This window comes from Arthrobacter sp. 18067, assembly GCF_902706295.1.
Classification (GTDB): Bacteria; Actinomycetota; Actinomycetes; order Actinomycetales; family Micrococcaceae; genus Arthrobacter.
The window spans coordinates 174,193-189,023 of the sequence record NZ_CACSJJ010000003.1 but is presented as its reverse complement, the minus strand read 5'-3'; the positions used below and the strand labels follow the sequence as shown (position 1 = coordinate 189,023).

Below are 14,831 nucleotides of genomic sequence, written 5' to 3'. Positions count from 1 at the left end.
CCGGATCAGCCCGCCGCAGTAAGGAACGACTTCAACAACGGTCCGCTGGTGGTGGCACCAAGCCCGCCGTCTTCAACAAACACGGCGACTGCGAGGTCGCCGTGGGTCGCCACGATCCACGCGTGTGTCTTCGGCGGGTTGTCGTTGCCGAATTCCGCGGTACCGGTCTTGGCTCCTACGGGTGCCCCGGGCACCTCGGCCAGGAAGCCTGCGTGACCTGAGGTCACCACCGCGCGCATCATGTCGGCCAGGGCCGCGGCTTCTTCCTTGGTGATCGGCTTGGTTGATGCCGGGGCAGCGCTTGCCGTTGCGGAAGCGGACGACGGCGATGCGGAGCCGCTTTCAGTGGGGCTCGCACTATCGCCGGGGTTCTGGGCCGCGTCGGCGTTGAGCACCAGCTGCGGTGAAACCGGGGCGCCGTTGGCTACGGAAGCGGCCATGACGGCTGCGGAGAGTGGCGAGAACAGGACCTTGCCCTGGCCGATCATGGAAGCGGCGTGCTCAGTGCCTTCTGCGGCGCCGGGAACCGAGCCAAGGAATGCGTCAGCGCCAAGCTTGGGGGCCTCAACTGCCACACCCAAAGCCTGGGCAGCCGACTCGAGTTGGTCCTGGCTGACGGTTTCGCGGGCGTTGATGAATGCAGTGTTGCAGGAGTGCGCAAACGCATCCCGCAGCGCCACGGAGCCCAGCGAGGTTTCGGGGTAGCCCTCGGCGTTCTTGAAGGTGCGCCCGTCCACAGTCAGCGTTGACGGGCATTCCACCTTGGAGTCCGGCGTGGCACCGTTGCGGAACATTGCCAGAGAATCAACGATCTTGAAAGTGGAACCGGGCGCGTACTGACCCAGCATTGCCGTGTTGTAACCGTTGCTGCCCGGTCCGGACGCTGCGGCCAGGACGGCGCCGGTGGACGGCCTGAGGGCCACAATGGCGGACGCGGGGTCGATGCCCGCCAAGGTTTCCTCGGCCAGCTGCTGAAGCTTAAGATCCAACGTCGTTTTGAGGGTGGTACCGGGCGCGGGAAGGGACGAAAAGAACACCTTGGTGCCAGGGGTTTCTCCGTCGGTCTTTTCAGCCGGGGTGGCCACAACTTCCACGCCGTCCTTGCCGCGCAGCAACGAGTCGTATTTCTGCTGCAGTCCGCCGGTTCCCGTGGTGTCTCCGGCTCGCAGGGCGCCGTTGGACTTCTCAATCTGCTCGGCACTGGCTTGCCCAACGCTTCCCAACAGTGCGCGGGCGAAGGTCCGTGTGGGCGCCAGGGCCATGGAGTCCAGGATGCTGACGCCGCCAGGGATGGCTTTGATCTTCGCTTCACTGATGTCCGCCGTATAGGCGCGGAGAACAAGGCCCTCCACAAAGGCTTGAGGTCCGGAGGCAGCAACTTGTTTGGCGTACTCCTCAGCGTCCAGTCCCAGAAGCCCTGCCATGGCACGCGCAGAAGCGTCCGCTTGCTCAGCCGGAACCTTGGTCTTGTCGATGCCAACGCGGAAAACCGGGCGGTCCTCAACAATCGGGGCGTCGCCGGCACCCAGGATCTGGCCGCGCTGGGCAGGAACGGTCTTGACGGACAACTTCTCACCGTCGGAAAGCTCGGGCGCCAGCAAGGACGGACTCCACTGAACCGCCCACTTGTCACCGGACTTCTTCAGGGTGGCTTCGGAACTGTACTCCCACTTGGCCGAGCCGATGTTCCAACTGTAATTAAGCGGGAAAGTGGCGGTGTCGCCGTCGAGCTTTACGTCCCCGGAGGCGACTGCCGGCTTGGCATCCAGGCCCCCAAAAACGGCTTTAAGCTCATCATTTGCCGCGGCAGCGTCCTTGCCCTCAACAGCGAGCGAACCGACGTCGAGCGCTGCCAGGGAGGAAGCGAGTTCCTTGGCAGCTCCCTCCGCACCTGCGCGGCCGTCATCGCAGGCGGTCAGTGAACCGGCCATCACGAGCGTTACGAGACCAAGGACAAAACCCTGCTGCATTTTCAGTTTCCCCATTTGCGACATTATGCCCCGTTCCCCTGACAGTTTCTTGTCGTGCCCGGGAAGCGGACAGCCGCCGCCTGCCATCCCCGGGAAGGGGCGGCAAGCGACGGCTGCCTGGAAATCAAACTAGGGAGCGCAGGTGAACTTGGCATCACCCCAGACACCATGCGCGCCGTTGACGGAGCCGGACGGGTCCACCACCAATTCCACGTATGCCACGCCCGTGAGGTCCACGGACACGGATTCCGGAGCGAACCCGGGCGTGTACGTGCGTGACTGGTACTTGTTCACGCCGTCTGCGTTGACCTTGAAGATGATGTTGCCGCCGAAGCCGCTCTCAAGGCCCACCTGTGAGGTGAACTTCGAACACTTTCCGCCCAGGTAATACGTGATCTTTGAGGCTGCGTGGACACCGAGGCCCTTGGCGAACACGGGCTGCTGCCCGGTTGCGGGGTCCGTGTAATTGACGGCCAGCGGCTTGTCCGGGGACGAGGCCGAGTCCTTGTTGGCCACATTCTTGCCGATCACGCCGTAGCCGTTGAGCGCCTGGACCCAGGGTGTCTCGGAGGCATATACGGAGCCAACCGGCACGTTCGGCAGTGGCTGGGAGGTCACCTTCCAGTCGAAGAACTTCACCCGCGTATCAGTAGGCAGCGTCACGGATGCCAACTCCTTGGTGGGGTTCAAGCGGACAGTGTTGGAAAACGCCTGGTACTTGTACTGCGTGTACTCCGGCGACGGACCGTTGGCGTTGTTGCGACCTTGCTCGGACACTGCCAGGACGGCCCCGTTCAGTACAGACGGTTGCAACCAGTTGGGGAAGAAGATGGACTGCTTTTCCATGCTTCCATCGGCATATGTCAGTGTCAGCTCAGGACTGGTGCCATTTCCAACCGCCGCTGATCCGAGGACCGCCAGGTGCGTGCCCTTGCCCTTGACGGCGATCGTTTGGGCGGACAATGCCACGGAGTTGGCTACGTCCGGCCCGACGGAAGGCCAGGTGTAGTCCACCTGCGTGGGCTTTCCGGCGTCCACCGTCACCGTGCTGCCCGGCCGGACTCCGCCTGCGGGAACCGTGGCGGCAGCCAGCTGCTCGGCCGCGAAGGTGGCCCCTCCGCCGTCGAAGTTTCCGAGTGCCTTGCCCGCCACGGTGGTGACTGAAACGGTGTTGTAGGCCGCGGCCAAGGAACCATAGGCGACGTAGATCTGGTTGCCGCCGGTCACCGACTGGGCGGAGCCGGAAGCGGTGTACGACGCCGCTACCCGCACGGTCAGCTGTCCCGCCTTCGCGCTGGAGCCGGGTTTGATGACGAACGTCGCCGTTGTTGTACCGCCACCGTTGACCTTGGCCGCCGTAGCGCCCGAAGAGGAGACCACGGTCCATCCTTCAGGGAGGACCGGAGTCAGGACCACGTTGTTCTTCGCCTTGGTTCCGGTGTTCACGAAGGCGGCGGTGACAGTGGTTTCCTGATCCTGGAAGACCTGCTGGCCGGTGGTCACACGAACTTCGGCCGCCGTGTCTTCCTGGCTCTTCCCGCCCAGTGGACCAGCTTGCTGGAGCTGGACCGTTGCGGACTGGTTGGAGGCGATGGAGCCCGTCTTCACCCAGATGGTTCCGTTGTTGGCCTCATCGAAATACCAGCCCGTGGTTGCTGCCGCGTACGCAGCCTGGGTGGAGTGTTGCGTGAGTTTGGTTCCACCGATCTTGACGTCCTTGGGCGCTGCACCGGCATGGACCTTCAGTTCATACGGCCGGGCAGCGGCCTTGCCGGTGTACTCGCCCTTCCGCTCACCGATGGACACTTTGACGCTGCTGTTGCCCTTGCCCGGAGCATCCACCGCGAACAGCTGGCTCGAGGACTTTCCGTCCTTGAATTCGCGGGTGACCTTGTCATCCTCGTAGAGCGTGAAAGTGTCCTGGCCCTGGGCGTAAACGTCCAAGGTGATCATGGAATCTTCCGGAACCAAGGAGGCGTTGCGGGCCACGATGCCTTGCGGGATCACCGCTCCGGCACGAACGAACACCGGCAGTTTGTCCAGGGGTGCGTTGTAGCCGTTGAGGATCTGGCCGCCCTGGTAGAGCTTGCCGGTCCAGTAATCCACCCACTGTTGGCCGGCGGGAAGGAATATGCCGTTGCGGACATCTGTCTGGGTAAAGACCGGTGCCACCAGGAAGTCGGAGCCCAGCATGAACTGGTTGTTCGCCTCGGCACCGTAGGACCATTGCTGGTCAGGGAATTCCAGGGCCATGGAGCGCATCATCGAAACACCGCTGGTGGATGATTCCTGGGCCAATGTGTAGATGAAGGGCATGAGCTGCTGGCGGAGCTGGAGGTACTGACGGTTGATGGCCGTAGCTTCGTCGCCGTACAGCCACGGACGCTTATCAGTAGCCGCCCAGCCGGACATGGAGTACAGGGCCGGAGCGAAGGCCTTCCACTGGAGGTCGCGAACGTAGGACTCCGCGGATCCGCCGAAGATGCCGTCGACGTCACCAGTAGTGAACGCCAAACCCGAGTTGCCGGCGCCGGTGAGGGCCGAGACCTGCCAGCGGACGGCGTCGAGGTTTCCTGAATGGTCACCCGTCCACTGCATGCCGCAACGCTGGGAGCCGGCCCAACCTTCCACCATCAGCGAGGTGCCGCGGGCATTCGAGTACTGCTCGATGCCGCCGTGTGCTGCCTCGCAACCGGTGAGGGCCTGGCGGTAGCCCTGGCCCACCCACGCGACGTCGAGCTTGCGGAGCCGAACCCCGGCCTCGCCCACTTCGTACTCCTGGTTGGTCAGGGAACGCTGGGTCCACAGACCAACCTTGAGGTCGGTTTCTTCCTCGATGTTGCTTACGGTTTCCGGAAGTTGCTGGTACTCGCAGCCGTAACCGTCGTTGACCAGCATCCAGCCTGCGGGCATGTCGTTTTCGACGAACTTCCGCGCAGTCTTGATGGCGTCCGGCGTGCGCTGCTTGGCGCCGTCGGGATCGCCGTAGCCGGAGGACGAATAGCCCGGGTTGGAGCGGTTATAGCAGTCGGCATCGCCGTATTCCAAGGCATAGACCGGAGGCATCATCGGCTTGCCGGTCAGCGTGGTGTAAGCGCCCAGGGACTGCTTGTAGTCGCCCACGAAGTAGTAGGCGTCGAAGCGCTTTTCCTCGTGGGTGGTGGTGGGCTGGCCGCCGAAGTTGTAGGAACCGCGGGCAAACGTGTCGCGGAGGACGCCGTATCCCTTGGAGGACATGTAGTAGGGCACGGCGTTGGGGTAGCCGTCGTCGTCCCAGTCGAAGTTCTTGGCGATGTTGATGAGGGCGCCGGTGTGCACGGAGCGGCCGTTCTGCATGCCGCCGCCGATGAACTGCTCGCCATCCTGCTGGGCGAGGTGCTGCGTGGCGGAGTTGGCACCGAAGGTAATGGGAGCGGACTCTTCCAGGACCAGTGACCCGTCAGCCCTGACAACCCGGAGCTGGGTGGTGGCTTTGTTGATCTCAACGGTGATCTTCGCCGTTTTCAAGACCAGCCAGTCGCCATCCGTGACGGTTGGAGTGGTCCCGGCGAACTTGTCCTTACCCACCACGATGTTTGCGGTCCTGGCCGGGTCGCCTTGGTCCGTGTTGGCGGGGTCCGTGAACTCTCCACTCGGATCAGCTTCCAAACGGAAGTTGCCGTCGTCCAGGAAGGTCACCCGGATGGCGCCTTTCTCGGTGGAAAGGTCGACGACGTTGCCGGACTGGGTAAATCCGGTCACCGCACCGAGAGGTACTCCAGCCGCATCAACAGGCACTTCGGGGGTGACGGTTTTGATGGCAGCGGGATCACCGGGAGCTGCGTTCGCAGCGGCCGTGAAGGTCAGGGCGGGGATGGCTCCTGCGAGGAGGAGGGAGGCGAGGCCGAGTGACGCGGCCTTTCTGGCTAACGAACCTTTTTTGGCGCGTCCGGAGCTGTTGGGGGCAGCGCCGGACAGGCCCAAGGAGGGTGCGGACATGTGGGGCCAACTTTCGACGAGTGACTTTTTGTGATCTAACTCATAGCGAAACGTGCACTAATCGTCACTGCTGGAAGGCCAAAGGTCAACCGTTTAACCAAAATTGGCACCCAACTGGGTCGCATTTGTGTGCGTTTTGAGGGCTCGTAACGCGCACAAATGCGACTCAGATGGGTGAGGGGGGCGAGGCAGAGCGGCGGGAATCAGTGCCCGCGGATGATCCTGCGCTGCGTCGCAACGGCGATGGCCGCCGTGCGGTTGTCCACCCCGAGCTTGGCGTAAATGTGAACCAGGTGCGTCTTCACCGTTGCCTCGGAAATGAAGAGTTGCTTGGCCATTGCACGGTTGCTCATGCCTGTGGCGAGGAGCTCCAGTAACTGGACTTCCCGGGCGCTCAACGCCGGGGCAGGATTGCGGATCCGCCCCATAAGCCGTGCCGCAACCTCAGGTGCCAGCGCTGTCTGACCGGCGGCTGCCGACAGCACCGCCTGCCGGATCTGCTCCGGGGGTGCGTCCTTCAACATGTAGCCACTTGCGCCGGCCTCCACAGCGGCGAGGATGTCGGCGTCGGTGTCGTAGGTGGTCAGAATCAGCACGGGCGGCGGGGGAGTCCCGGCCTCACCCGCTTTGATCTTCCCGGTGGCCGTGACCCCATCCATGCCGCTCCCCATCCGCAGGTCCATAAGGACCAGGTCCACGGGCTCGCCTAGTGCGTGCAGCTTACGAAGTTCAAGCAACGCCGCGTCACCATCTGCAGCTTCGGCCACCACGGTGACGCCCGGGAATTCGGCCAGCATCGCACGGAGCCCGGCCCGGACCACGGGATGGTCGTCCACCAAGAGGACCCGGATTTCACTCATGCAACACCTTCATCTACCGGCAGCGGTACCCGAATGGCCACCACGGTTCCTTCGCCCGGAGCCGACTCGATCTCCAGGCTGCCCGCCAGCGCGGCCAACCGCTCGCGCAAACTCTCAAGTCCGACGCCGGTGCCGTCGCCACGGGCTGTACCGACCGCCGTCGACGGCTCGAAACCTATGCCGTCGTCGAAAACATCCAGTGTCACCTCGGCGCCAAGAAAGGACAAGGTCACGACGGCGGCACGTGCGTGGGCGTGCGCCCACACGTTCGCGAGGGAGGCCTGGGCGGCCCGGAGCAGGGTGGTCTGGTACGTGTTGGGCAGCTCTACAGGCGTACCCACCAACTCGAAACGGCAACGCAGCGCGGTTCCGCGGGCAGCGGCCTCGGTCTCCGTTTTCTCACACAGCCGGCGCAGGGTGTCCACAAGCCCGGACTGCTCAAGATCCGGAGAGCGCAGGCCGCGGACAAAGCTGCGGGCTTCCGCCAAGTTGGCGGACGCAGTGTCCTGGACAATCCGGAGCCGCGCCTTGGCCGCCTGCGTGTCCCCGTCATCCAGGGCCTTCTCCGCGGACCTGCCCATCAGGATGATGCTGGAGAACCCTTGCGCCAGTGTGTCGTGGATTTCGCGGGCCAGCCGTTCACGCTCAGCCAGCATGCCGGCGTCGTGCTGGGTTTGGGCGAGTTCAGCGCGCGTACGCCGGAGATCGTCGGCCACAACGCGTTGATTCTCGGCCTCCAGGAACAATGCTCGATACGCCAGCCCGGTAACCACTGCGAAGCCCGCCCCGAACACCGGTCCCAGGACCATCGCGAGCTGCAATCCGCCGTCGGCCGAACCCCGGCTATGGAACCATAAAGCACCAACCAACAGTGCCGTGCTGAGCGCAATGGCAGGCAAAGACAAGCGTCGGGGCAGCAGGTGAAGCTGCAGGAAGAACAGGGGAAAGGCCACCCACGCGAAGTCGCTGCTGACCAGCAGAAGCAGCAACCAGAGCAGCATCACCACGCCCAGCCACCACCGCGCATACGGAGTGGGGTCGAACCGGTCGGCATCGCCTGAGTGTCGCTTCTCCAGGATGGTTCCGGCGAGGTAAACGAGGGCCAGCAGGGCGGACAAGCCCAGTCCAGCCACCACAGCCACGGGAGAAGGCGCCCCGGCAGCTCCGACACCGGTCAGCAAACGCGCAATCGCAACCAGCAGGAGAACTGCGAAACCCACGTGCAGGCAGACGCGCAGGACACGAAGGATGGTGGCGGCACCGGTGGACTGCATGCCTCCCAGCGTATCCCCGGTACTCCCTTGCAAGGCCCGGATTCGGCGTCCCGACGCGTGAATCAACCATTCGGATGATCGCGTGCTCAACCCCTCGGATCGCCCCAATCCATCCACCTCACGATGTCCCGGCGCCCCATCGCCGGAAGAGTGGAAAGAGCCGGGATCAAGCCCGCAATCAAGCAAAGGACTCTGATGTTTCTCGCCATCCGCGATATCCGTTTTGCCAAGGGTCGCTTCGCGCTCATGGGCAGCGTCGTCGCCCTGATCACCTTGCTGCTCGTCATGCTTTCCGGGCTGACGGCAGGCTTGGGCAACCAGTCGACGTCGGCCATTGCCGCCTTGCCCGTTCAGCAGATCGTGTTCGGCGCGCCCGCAGGCGGTGAGCCCAAGGCGTCCTATACCGAGTCGGAAGTCTCCGGCCGGCAGCTCGAGGCGTGGCGGGAACAGCCGGGCGTCACTTCCGCTCAAGCAGTGGGAATCAGCCAATCCCGGCTTCAGCCCGTAAGCGACGGCGGTAGCCCGAGCGGCACAGCAAACGTTGCAGTCTTTGGCGGGTCCTTGGCGCCATCCCCTGTGGAGGACGGGACCGTCGTGGTCGGCGAGTCCCTGGCCAAGGACCTGTCCTTGGATACCGGCAGCCGAGTGCGGGTTGGCGGCACCGATCTGACCGTATCTGCGGTTGTAGAGGACCAGTGGTATTCACACACTGGCGTCGTCTGGACCACGCTGGACACCTGGCGATCCATCGCGCACGCGGCGCCAGGCACTGCCACGGTCCTGGCCGTGACGCACGACGCCGGCACTTCCTTGGATCTCGATGCCGCCAATGCGGCGGCCGGCACGGTGAGCATGGATCCTGTGGGTTCCTTCCAGGCGTTGGCCTCCTACAAGAGTGAAAACGGATCACTCATGCTCATGCAGGCATTTCTCTACGGAATTTCCGCGCTGGTCATCGTGGCCTTCTTGACGGTCTGGACGGTGCAGAGGACGCGCGACATCGCAGTGCTCAAGGCGCTCGGTGCGTCCTCCGCGTACGTATTGAAGGATGCTTTGGCGCAGGCAGCCATGGTCCTGCTGGCGGGCGCCGCAGTGGGTGGTGCCATTGGCCTCGCCGGGGGGCTCTTCGCGGCCCAGGCCGCTCCGTTCCTGATCACTCCCCTCACCACATTGGTGCCGGTTATCGGGATCGTCATCCTTGGCCTGGCCGGCGCCGTCCTCGCCGTTCGCAATGTCACCAAGGTTGACCCGCTACTTGCCCTCGGCGGCAACTAATACTTTCCTGGAAAGGCATACACAATGACTACCGCTCTCAACCTCGTCAACATATCCCTCGAATATCCCGACGGCGGCTCCACCCTCAAGGCCCTGGACGCCGTGGATCTCTCCGTGCAGCAAGGGGAGTTCCTGTCCCTGGTAGGCCCTTCCGGATCCGGCAAGTCCTCGCTGCTCGCTGTTGCCGCCACCCTCGTCAAGGCCACTGCGGGGCTGGTCGTTATCGATGGGCAGGACGTCTCCGCGCTCAAGGAGGCCGAACGAACGGCGCTGCGCCGGGACAAGGTGGGAATCATCTTCCAGCAACCGAACCTGCTGCCTGCGCTGACCGCCGTCGAGCAGCTACTCATCCGCGAGCATCTGCGCGGCAATCCGTTGAAGGAGTCGCGTCGTAAGGCGGTTGAGCTGCTGGAGGTCGTAGGCCTGTCCGGGGCCGCGCACAAGCGACCCCATCAGTTGTCCGGCGGTCAACGTCAGAGGGTGAATATTGCCCGGGCCCTCATGGGCAGCCCCACTGTCCTGCTCGTGGACGAGCCGACCGCAGCGCTCGATCACGAACGGAGCGAGTCGATTGTCCGGCTTTTGCGCAGCGTCACCGATGAGTTCCACACGGCCACGGTGATGGTCACGCACGACACCGAATTCCTGCCACTGACGGATGCTGTCGCGACCATGCGGGACGGGCGGATCAGCCGCGCACTCGTCCCCTCCGCCCAGCCCAACCAGGGGACAGCAAACGTTGCTACGGAGCCTCATTACTGCAAGAGCTGTCCCTAGTTGGAAGAGCCGAGGAGGGCTTCGTCCTGGGCGTCGTCGTAGGCGTCGCGGGCCTCAAGGATGGTGGGGACGTGGCTCTCCGCCCACTCGCGAAGCATGGACAGGGGTTGCAGCAACGACTCACCCACTGCCGTCAGTTCGTAATCCACCCGCGGCGGTACTTGGGCGTGAACGGTCCGGGTGATGAGCCCGTCGCGTTCCAGCGCCCGGAGAGTTTGCGTCAGGACTTTAGGAGTGACCACGCTGACCATCTTGCGAAGCTCGGAGAAACGCACCGGCCCATCGCCGAGTACCTGGATCACCAGGGACGCCCATTTGTCACCGATGCGCTGGAAGATCACGCGGGACGGGCAGTTGGGGTCCAGGATGTTGGCCGGGAGGTCTTTCGGTTCCATTGTGAGTATCCCTGAGGTAACTAGGTTCCTTTGAAGCTATCAGTATCCATTGGATACCTTTGACTTATTCGAGGATACCAACCCAAGGAGAGCAATGAAAATCGCAGTTTACGGCGCAACTGGCATGGTCGGCAGCCAGATCGTCAACGAGTCCCTCACCCGCGGCCACCAGGTCACGGCCATCTCCCGGAAGGGCGCAGAAGTGCCGGGTGCCGCCGCGCAGGCCGCGGATCTGGCTGATGGCCAGGCGTTCGCCTCCATTGCAAAGAATCACGACGTCGTTGTGTTGGCTACGGGCCCCAGCCGCACCGGCGGCGACCACGGAGAATGGCTCGACGCCATGGCTGCCGCTTACAGCAACGCCGAAGGAACCCGCCTCATGATCGTCGGCGGTGCCGGAACCCTGGAAATCGATGGTGTCCGCTTGCTCGATTCTCCGGACTTCCCGGAGGCGTACAAGGCTGAGGCCACCACCGCAGCCAAGGCCTTCGAAGCCGTCAAGCAGACCCCGGAGAACATCGACTGGACCGTCCTGGCTCCGGCACCGGTGATCCAGCCGGGTGAGCGCACCGGGGCATACAACGTCGCCAAGGATTCACCGGCGGGCAACAGCATCTCCTCGCAGGACTACGCCGTAGCCATGCTGGACGAGATCGAAAGCCCGGCCCACCGTCGCGCCCGTTTCACGGCCACCAACTAACGCAGGTTAGAGACCCAGACCCAGCCCGGGTACCCGCATCCTGAATATGTCCTTGAGGGCATGTTTTGCCGCGTGGTACCCGGGCATTCCTGTCACACCGGGTCCGGGCGGTGTCGACGACGAACAGAGATACACGCCCGGAATCGGAGTCCTCCACGGCACGTTGGAAACCACTGGCCGTTGTACCAGCCCACGCAGATCCAGGATCCCGGCGCTGAAGTCGCCCCCAACGTAGTTCTCGTTGTACGCCGACAGTTCTGCCGCCGTCGTGGTTTGTGAAGCAACCACAGTGTCCCGGAAGCCCGGCGCGTACCGTTCGATGCGGGCGGTAACGGCTTCTGCCATGTCCACCGTGGAATTGGCAGGCACATGGCAGTAGGACCACAGGACATGGCGCCCTTCCGGTGCCCGGGTCGGGTCCACCACGGAGGGCTGGGACACCAGGACGTAGGGCTCCGAGGGGTGCTTGCCCAAGGCCACCAGGTTCTCGGATTCGGCCATGGCAAGCCGCGACCCGCCCACATGGACCGTTCCCGCCGTCGCCAGGCCAGGGTCCAGCCAGGGAACGGGGCCCGACAGGATAAAGTCCACTTTGCACGCTGCATTCCCGAATCGGAATGTTTCCAGTGCGTGCCGGTATCGGTCGGGTACTTCTGTTCCGCCAAGCCTGGCCAGCGTAGGCGGAGCGACATCCAACACAATGGCTTTCGCTGGCCGGACCTGGTCCAGTGAATCGACTCGTTCTCCTACGTGGATGGTTCCGCCGTGGGCCGTCAGGTCATCTGCCATGGCCGCTGCAATGGACATTGAACCACCAACAGGTATTGGCCAGCCGCCTGCATGGGCCAGGACGCTGAGCAGAAGTCCGGCCCCGGTTGAGCTCAGCGACGGCTGCGAACCAAGGGCGTGCGACATTACGCCGGTCAGCAACGCCGGAGCGGCATCTTCCCGGAAGCGGCGCCCCCAGAGAGGTGTGCCTTGGTCCAGGGTGGCGAGTCCGAACATTATGGCCGCCAAAGGGTCTTTCGGGACCCTCAGCAGTTGGTTGGAGGTAAAGTCCACCACGCCATTCACCCGGGCCAGCAAAGGCTCCAGCAGCCGTCCGTAAGCCGGACCGTCTACGCCCAACTCGAGGACCGTCCGCTCCAGGGATTGATACGCCAACGCTGCCCCGCCGGAGTCCAGGGGAGTACCGTGCTGGACCTCGGGGAGGCGGAGGTCTATGCGGCGGGATAGCTCAAATGCACGGAAGAACGGTGACGCCAGGGCCATGGGATGAACGGCCGAACAGACGTCGTACACGTAGCCCGGTTCGATCAGCTCGCTGGTGCGCGAACCGCCGCCGATCACGTCAGCGGCCTCATAGAGATGCACGTCCAGGCCTGCGCGGGCCATGACTACTGCGGCAGCCAGACCGTTGGGGCCAGCCCCGACGACGGCGACATCAGCCATCGCTGTTTACCTCCGCTCGATTGGCTGCTTGGAATCGTCGGTATTCACAGCAGTACCGGGCTGCCATGGAAACACGGACCGCGCGGGGTGGAAGAGGTCGATTCTCAGCCAGTCCTTTGCTCCGTTGAAGGGCCCGCCGTGAGGGTCATCCTCGTCATGAATGCGCAGCGGGTCCTGGGCCGGATCCCAAATGTCCATGACGACTCGTGCCATCAGGTAGGCGGTAGCAACCATGTGCAGACCAACTGCCAGGACGTAGTAGGACATATCTATGTTGTGCTGGACGGAGCCTCCACTGGTCGCTTGGCCCAAGTACATCCAGATGGCGGCCCAGTGCAGCCCCTCGGCGGCCTGCCAGATGAGGAAGTCACGCCACTTGGGCCGGGAAAGAGCCAGGAGAGGGATGAGCCAAATAACAAACTGTGGTGAGTACACCTTGTTGGTGAGGATGAACGCGGCAACAATCAGGAAAACCAGCTGGGCGATCCGGGGCCGCCGGGGGGCACTCAACGCCAAGGCACCAATGAGGGCACAGGCCACTATGAACAGGTACAGGGCCAGCGAGTTGATGGTCGCAGCATTCATCTGCGTCCACTGAACCCGGTCGGCCACAAGGTTGTAGGCGAACCATGGCGAGCTGTAACCCGCGGGACGTTCCTGGGTGAATTCGAAGAAGTACCGCCAGCCAGAGGGATTCAGCGCGGCGATCGGCAGGTTCACTGCCAGCCAGGAAGCCAGGGCTGAGCCGGCGGTGATCCAGAAGGCCCGGAGCTTGCCACTGCGCAGCGCCAGCACCAGCACGGCACCGAGTATCAGCACCGGGTACAGCTTGGTCGCCGTGCCCAGTCCGATGCACACGCCGGCAAGGACCAGCTTGTCCCGCGAGAAGAAGTACATCCCCAGGGCAAGCAAGCCAACGGCCCACATGTCCCAGTTGATAAATCCGGCCAGGATGATCCCTGGTGCGACTGCCACCATGGCGGCGTCCCAAGGGCGTCGCTTGTTGATACGTGCCGTCAAAAGGACCGTGACGATCCAGACCGCCACGATCAGCGTGGCGTTGATGTCGAAGTAACCCAGAATCCTTTCATTGCCCACGCCTTGGCCGGGAACCAACAAGGCGGTGATGCCCGCGATGATCCCCATCAGGACGGGGTATTCGAACAGGCTGCCTTGGGTGAAGAAGGGGAACACGCCGTCGCCCAAGCCGCGGTTCTTGAAGAGCTCGGGGAAGTCGGAGTAGCAGGTGGCGTAGAACTGGCCAGGAGTTTGCCAGCCATTGACGCGGCAATAATCCTTGGCGAGCACGGCGAGCACCGCGGCAATCACGGTGAGGATAATGAGGACCCGTTCAACAGTGAACGGGCCGGAGGAGACCGTCCCCGGAGACGAGTGCTTCCCCAAGGGGCCGCCGATAAGCTCCGTGAAGTTCCGAAGCAGGGAGTCGCTGCGGCTGGGAACCACAAAGCGGGCACGTTTTTGCTGCCGGTGCGGCTTCGTCTCCTGCATGGATCGAGCTTACAGTCATGCCTTGATGTGCAGCATCACCCGCAGCAGTGCAGCGCCCGCATCAAGGCCTGTAAGAAGCGCCGTTAAAGCCGTTTAAATGGGGGGAGCCCACGCGTAGCCGCGTGGGCTCCTTGAGGTTCAGCATGAATGTGTTGCATCTGAACTCCCTTCGGGGTCGCTCAGGACATCAACGGATGAGTCCCATTTGGTGCAGGACAACGTAGACATCTTCACGACGTTGGTCGAGGAGCTGGCCGTTGAACAGGGTGCGGTCCTTGGGAGCATCGCTGCTCTTGTAGAAGCGCATTTCTTCGGGGCGCTTTAGCATGGTTCACCTCCTTTCGGGAGAGTATGCTCCGGAATTTGGGCACAGCAATTAAAGCCAATTGAATTCAAGAGAAATCAAGACCTAAAAAGGGCACAAAAAGCCGAGGCTAATAAAGGGGATTAAGCGGACCGAATCGGGAAGCCCCGAATCGTCGTGCACAATTGCGCGTGCTTCCGGCAGTCGACCCAACAAGAAGCTGGTTCCGAACTTTGGGGAAACTGCGCACCCGCGGCATGCTGCGTGGGTCCGCGCCTACAACTGACTACTCAGAAGGCCAACCACGTAGAGTGGCCGACCATGAAAATCCGCCGGC

11 protein-coding genes are annotated in these 14,831 nt (G+C 63.2%); 3 read left to right on the top strand and 8 right to left on the bottom strand.

Going from position 1 to position 14,831, the window contains the following annotated elements; all coding sequences use genetic code 11:
* Window positions 1-5: 5 nt before the first annotated feature.
* The 4 genes from GVL04_RS04940 to GVL04_RS04925 form a co-directional block, all read right to left on the bottom strand.
* Window positions 6-1,970: a penicillin-binding transpeptidase domain-containing protein gene (locus GVL04_RS04940; protein ID WP_235036163.1), complete on the bottom strand. Its 1,965-nt coding sequence runs from the start codon at window positions 1,968-1,970 to the stop codon at window positions 6-8.
* Between the two features lie 129 nt (window positions 1,971-2,099).
* Complete coding sequence (locus GVL04_RS04935) at window positions 2,100-5,948, bottom strand: NPCBM/NEW2 domain-containing protein (protein ID WP_159700417.1); 3,849 nt, start codon at window positions 5,946-5,948, stop codon at window positions 2,100-2,102.
* A 203-nt stretch (window positions 5,949-6,151) separates the two neighbouring features.
* Window positions 6,152-6,808, bottom strand: coding sequence for a response regulator transcription factor (locus GVL04_RS04930; protein ID WP_159700414.1), 657 nt, complete (start codon window positions 6,806-6,808; stop codon window positions 6,152-6,154).
* Window positions 6,805-8,082: a sensor histidine kinase gene (locus tag GVL04_RS04925; protein ID WP_159700411.1), complete on the bottom strand. Its 1,278-nt coding sequence runs from the start codon at window positions 8,080-8,082 to the stop codon at window positions 6,805-6,807. The genes GVL04_RS04930 and GVL04_RS04925 overlap by 4 nt, the downstream gene beginning before the upstream one ends.
* 195 nt (window positions 8,083-8,277) lie before the next feature.
* Between GVL04_RS04925 and GVL04_RS04920 the strand changes: the two genes are divergently transcribed.
* Window positions 8,278-9,357 carry an ABC transporter permease gene (locus tag GVL04_RS04920; RefSeq protein WP_200846746.1) on the top strand — a complete coding sequence of 360 codons (1,080 nt, stop codon included), beginning with the start codon at window positions 8,278-8,280 and terminating at the stop codon, window positions 9,355-9,357.
* A gap of 24 nt (window positions 9,358-9,381) precedes the next feature.
* Window positions 9,382-10,134 (top strand): ABC transporter ATP-binding protein, encoded by a 753-nt coding sequence (locus GVL04_RS04915; protein ID WP_159700405.1) that lies wholly within the window; start codon window positions 9,382-9,384, stop codon window positions 10,132-10,134.
* Here the strand turns inward: GVL04_RS04915 and GVL04_RS04910 are convergent.
* Window positions 10,131-10,529, bottom strand: a complete 399-nt coding sequence (locus tag GVL04_RS04910) for a helix-turn-helix domain-containing protein (RefSeq protein WP_159700402.1) — start codon at window positions 10,527-10,529, stop codon at window positions 10,131-10,133. The genes GVL04_RS04915 and GVL04_RS04910 overlap by 4 nt on opposite strands.
* A 94-nt stretch (window positions 10,530-10,623) precedes the next feature.
* On the opposite strand from GVL04_RS04910, the gene GVL04_RS04905 reads away from it, so the two are divergent.
* Window positions 10,624-11,229 (top strand): NAD(P)-dependent oxidoreductase, encoded by a 606-nt coding sequence (locus GVL04_RS04905; protein WP_159700399.1) that lies wholly within the window; start codon window positions 10,624-10,626, stop codon window positions 11,227-11,229.
* Between the two features lie 6 nt (window positions 11,230-11,235).
* On the opposite strand, the gene GVL04_RS04900 is transcribed toward GVL04_RS04905, so the two are convergent.
* The 3 genes from GVL04_RS04900 to GVL04_RS24475 form a co-directional block, all read right to left on the bottom strand.
* Complete coding sequence (locus GVL04_RS04900) at window positions 11,236-12,681, bottom strand: NAD(P)/FAD-dependent oxidoreductase (protein WP_159700396.1); 1,446 nt, start codon at window positions 12,679-12,681, stop codon at window positions 11,236-11,238.
* Between the two features lie 6 nt (window positions 12,682-12,687).
* Window positions 12,688-14,190 carry a glycosyltransferase family 87 protein gene (locus GVL04_RS04895; RefSeq protein ID WP_159700393.1) on the bottom strand — a complete coding sequence of 501 codons (1,503 nt, stop codon included), beginning with the start codon at window positions 14,188-14,190 and terminating at the stop codon, window positions 12,688-12,690.
* 187 nt (window positions 14,191-14,377) lie between these two features.
* The gene (locus tag GVL04_RS24475; protein WP_200846745.1) at window positions 14,378-14,518 is read right to left on the bottom strand and encodes a hypothetical protein; all 141 of its coding nucleotides are present in this window, start codon (window positions 14,516-14,518) and stop codon (window positions 14,378-14,380) included.
* Window positions 14,519-14,831: the final 313 nt, after the last annotated feature.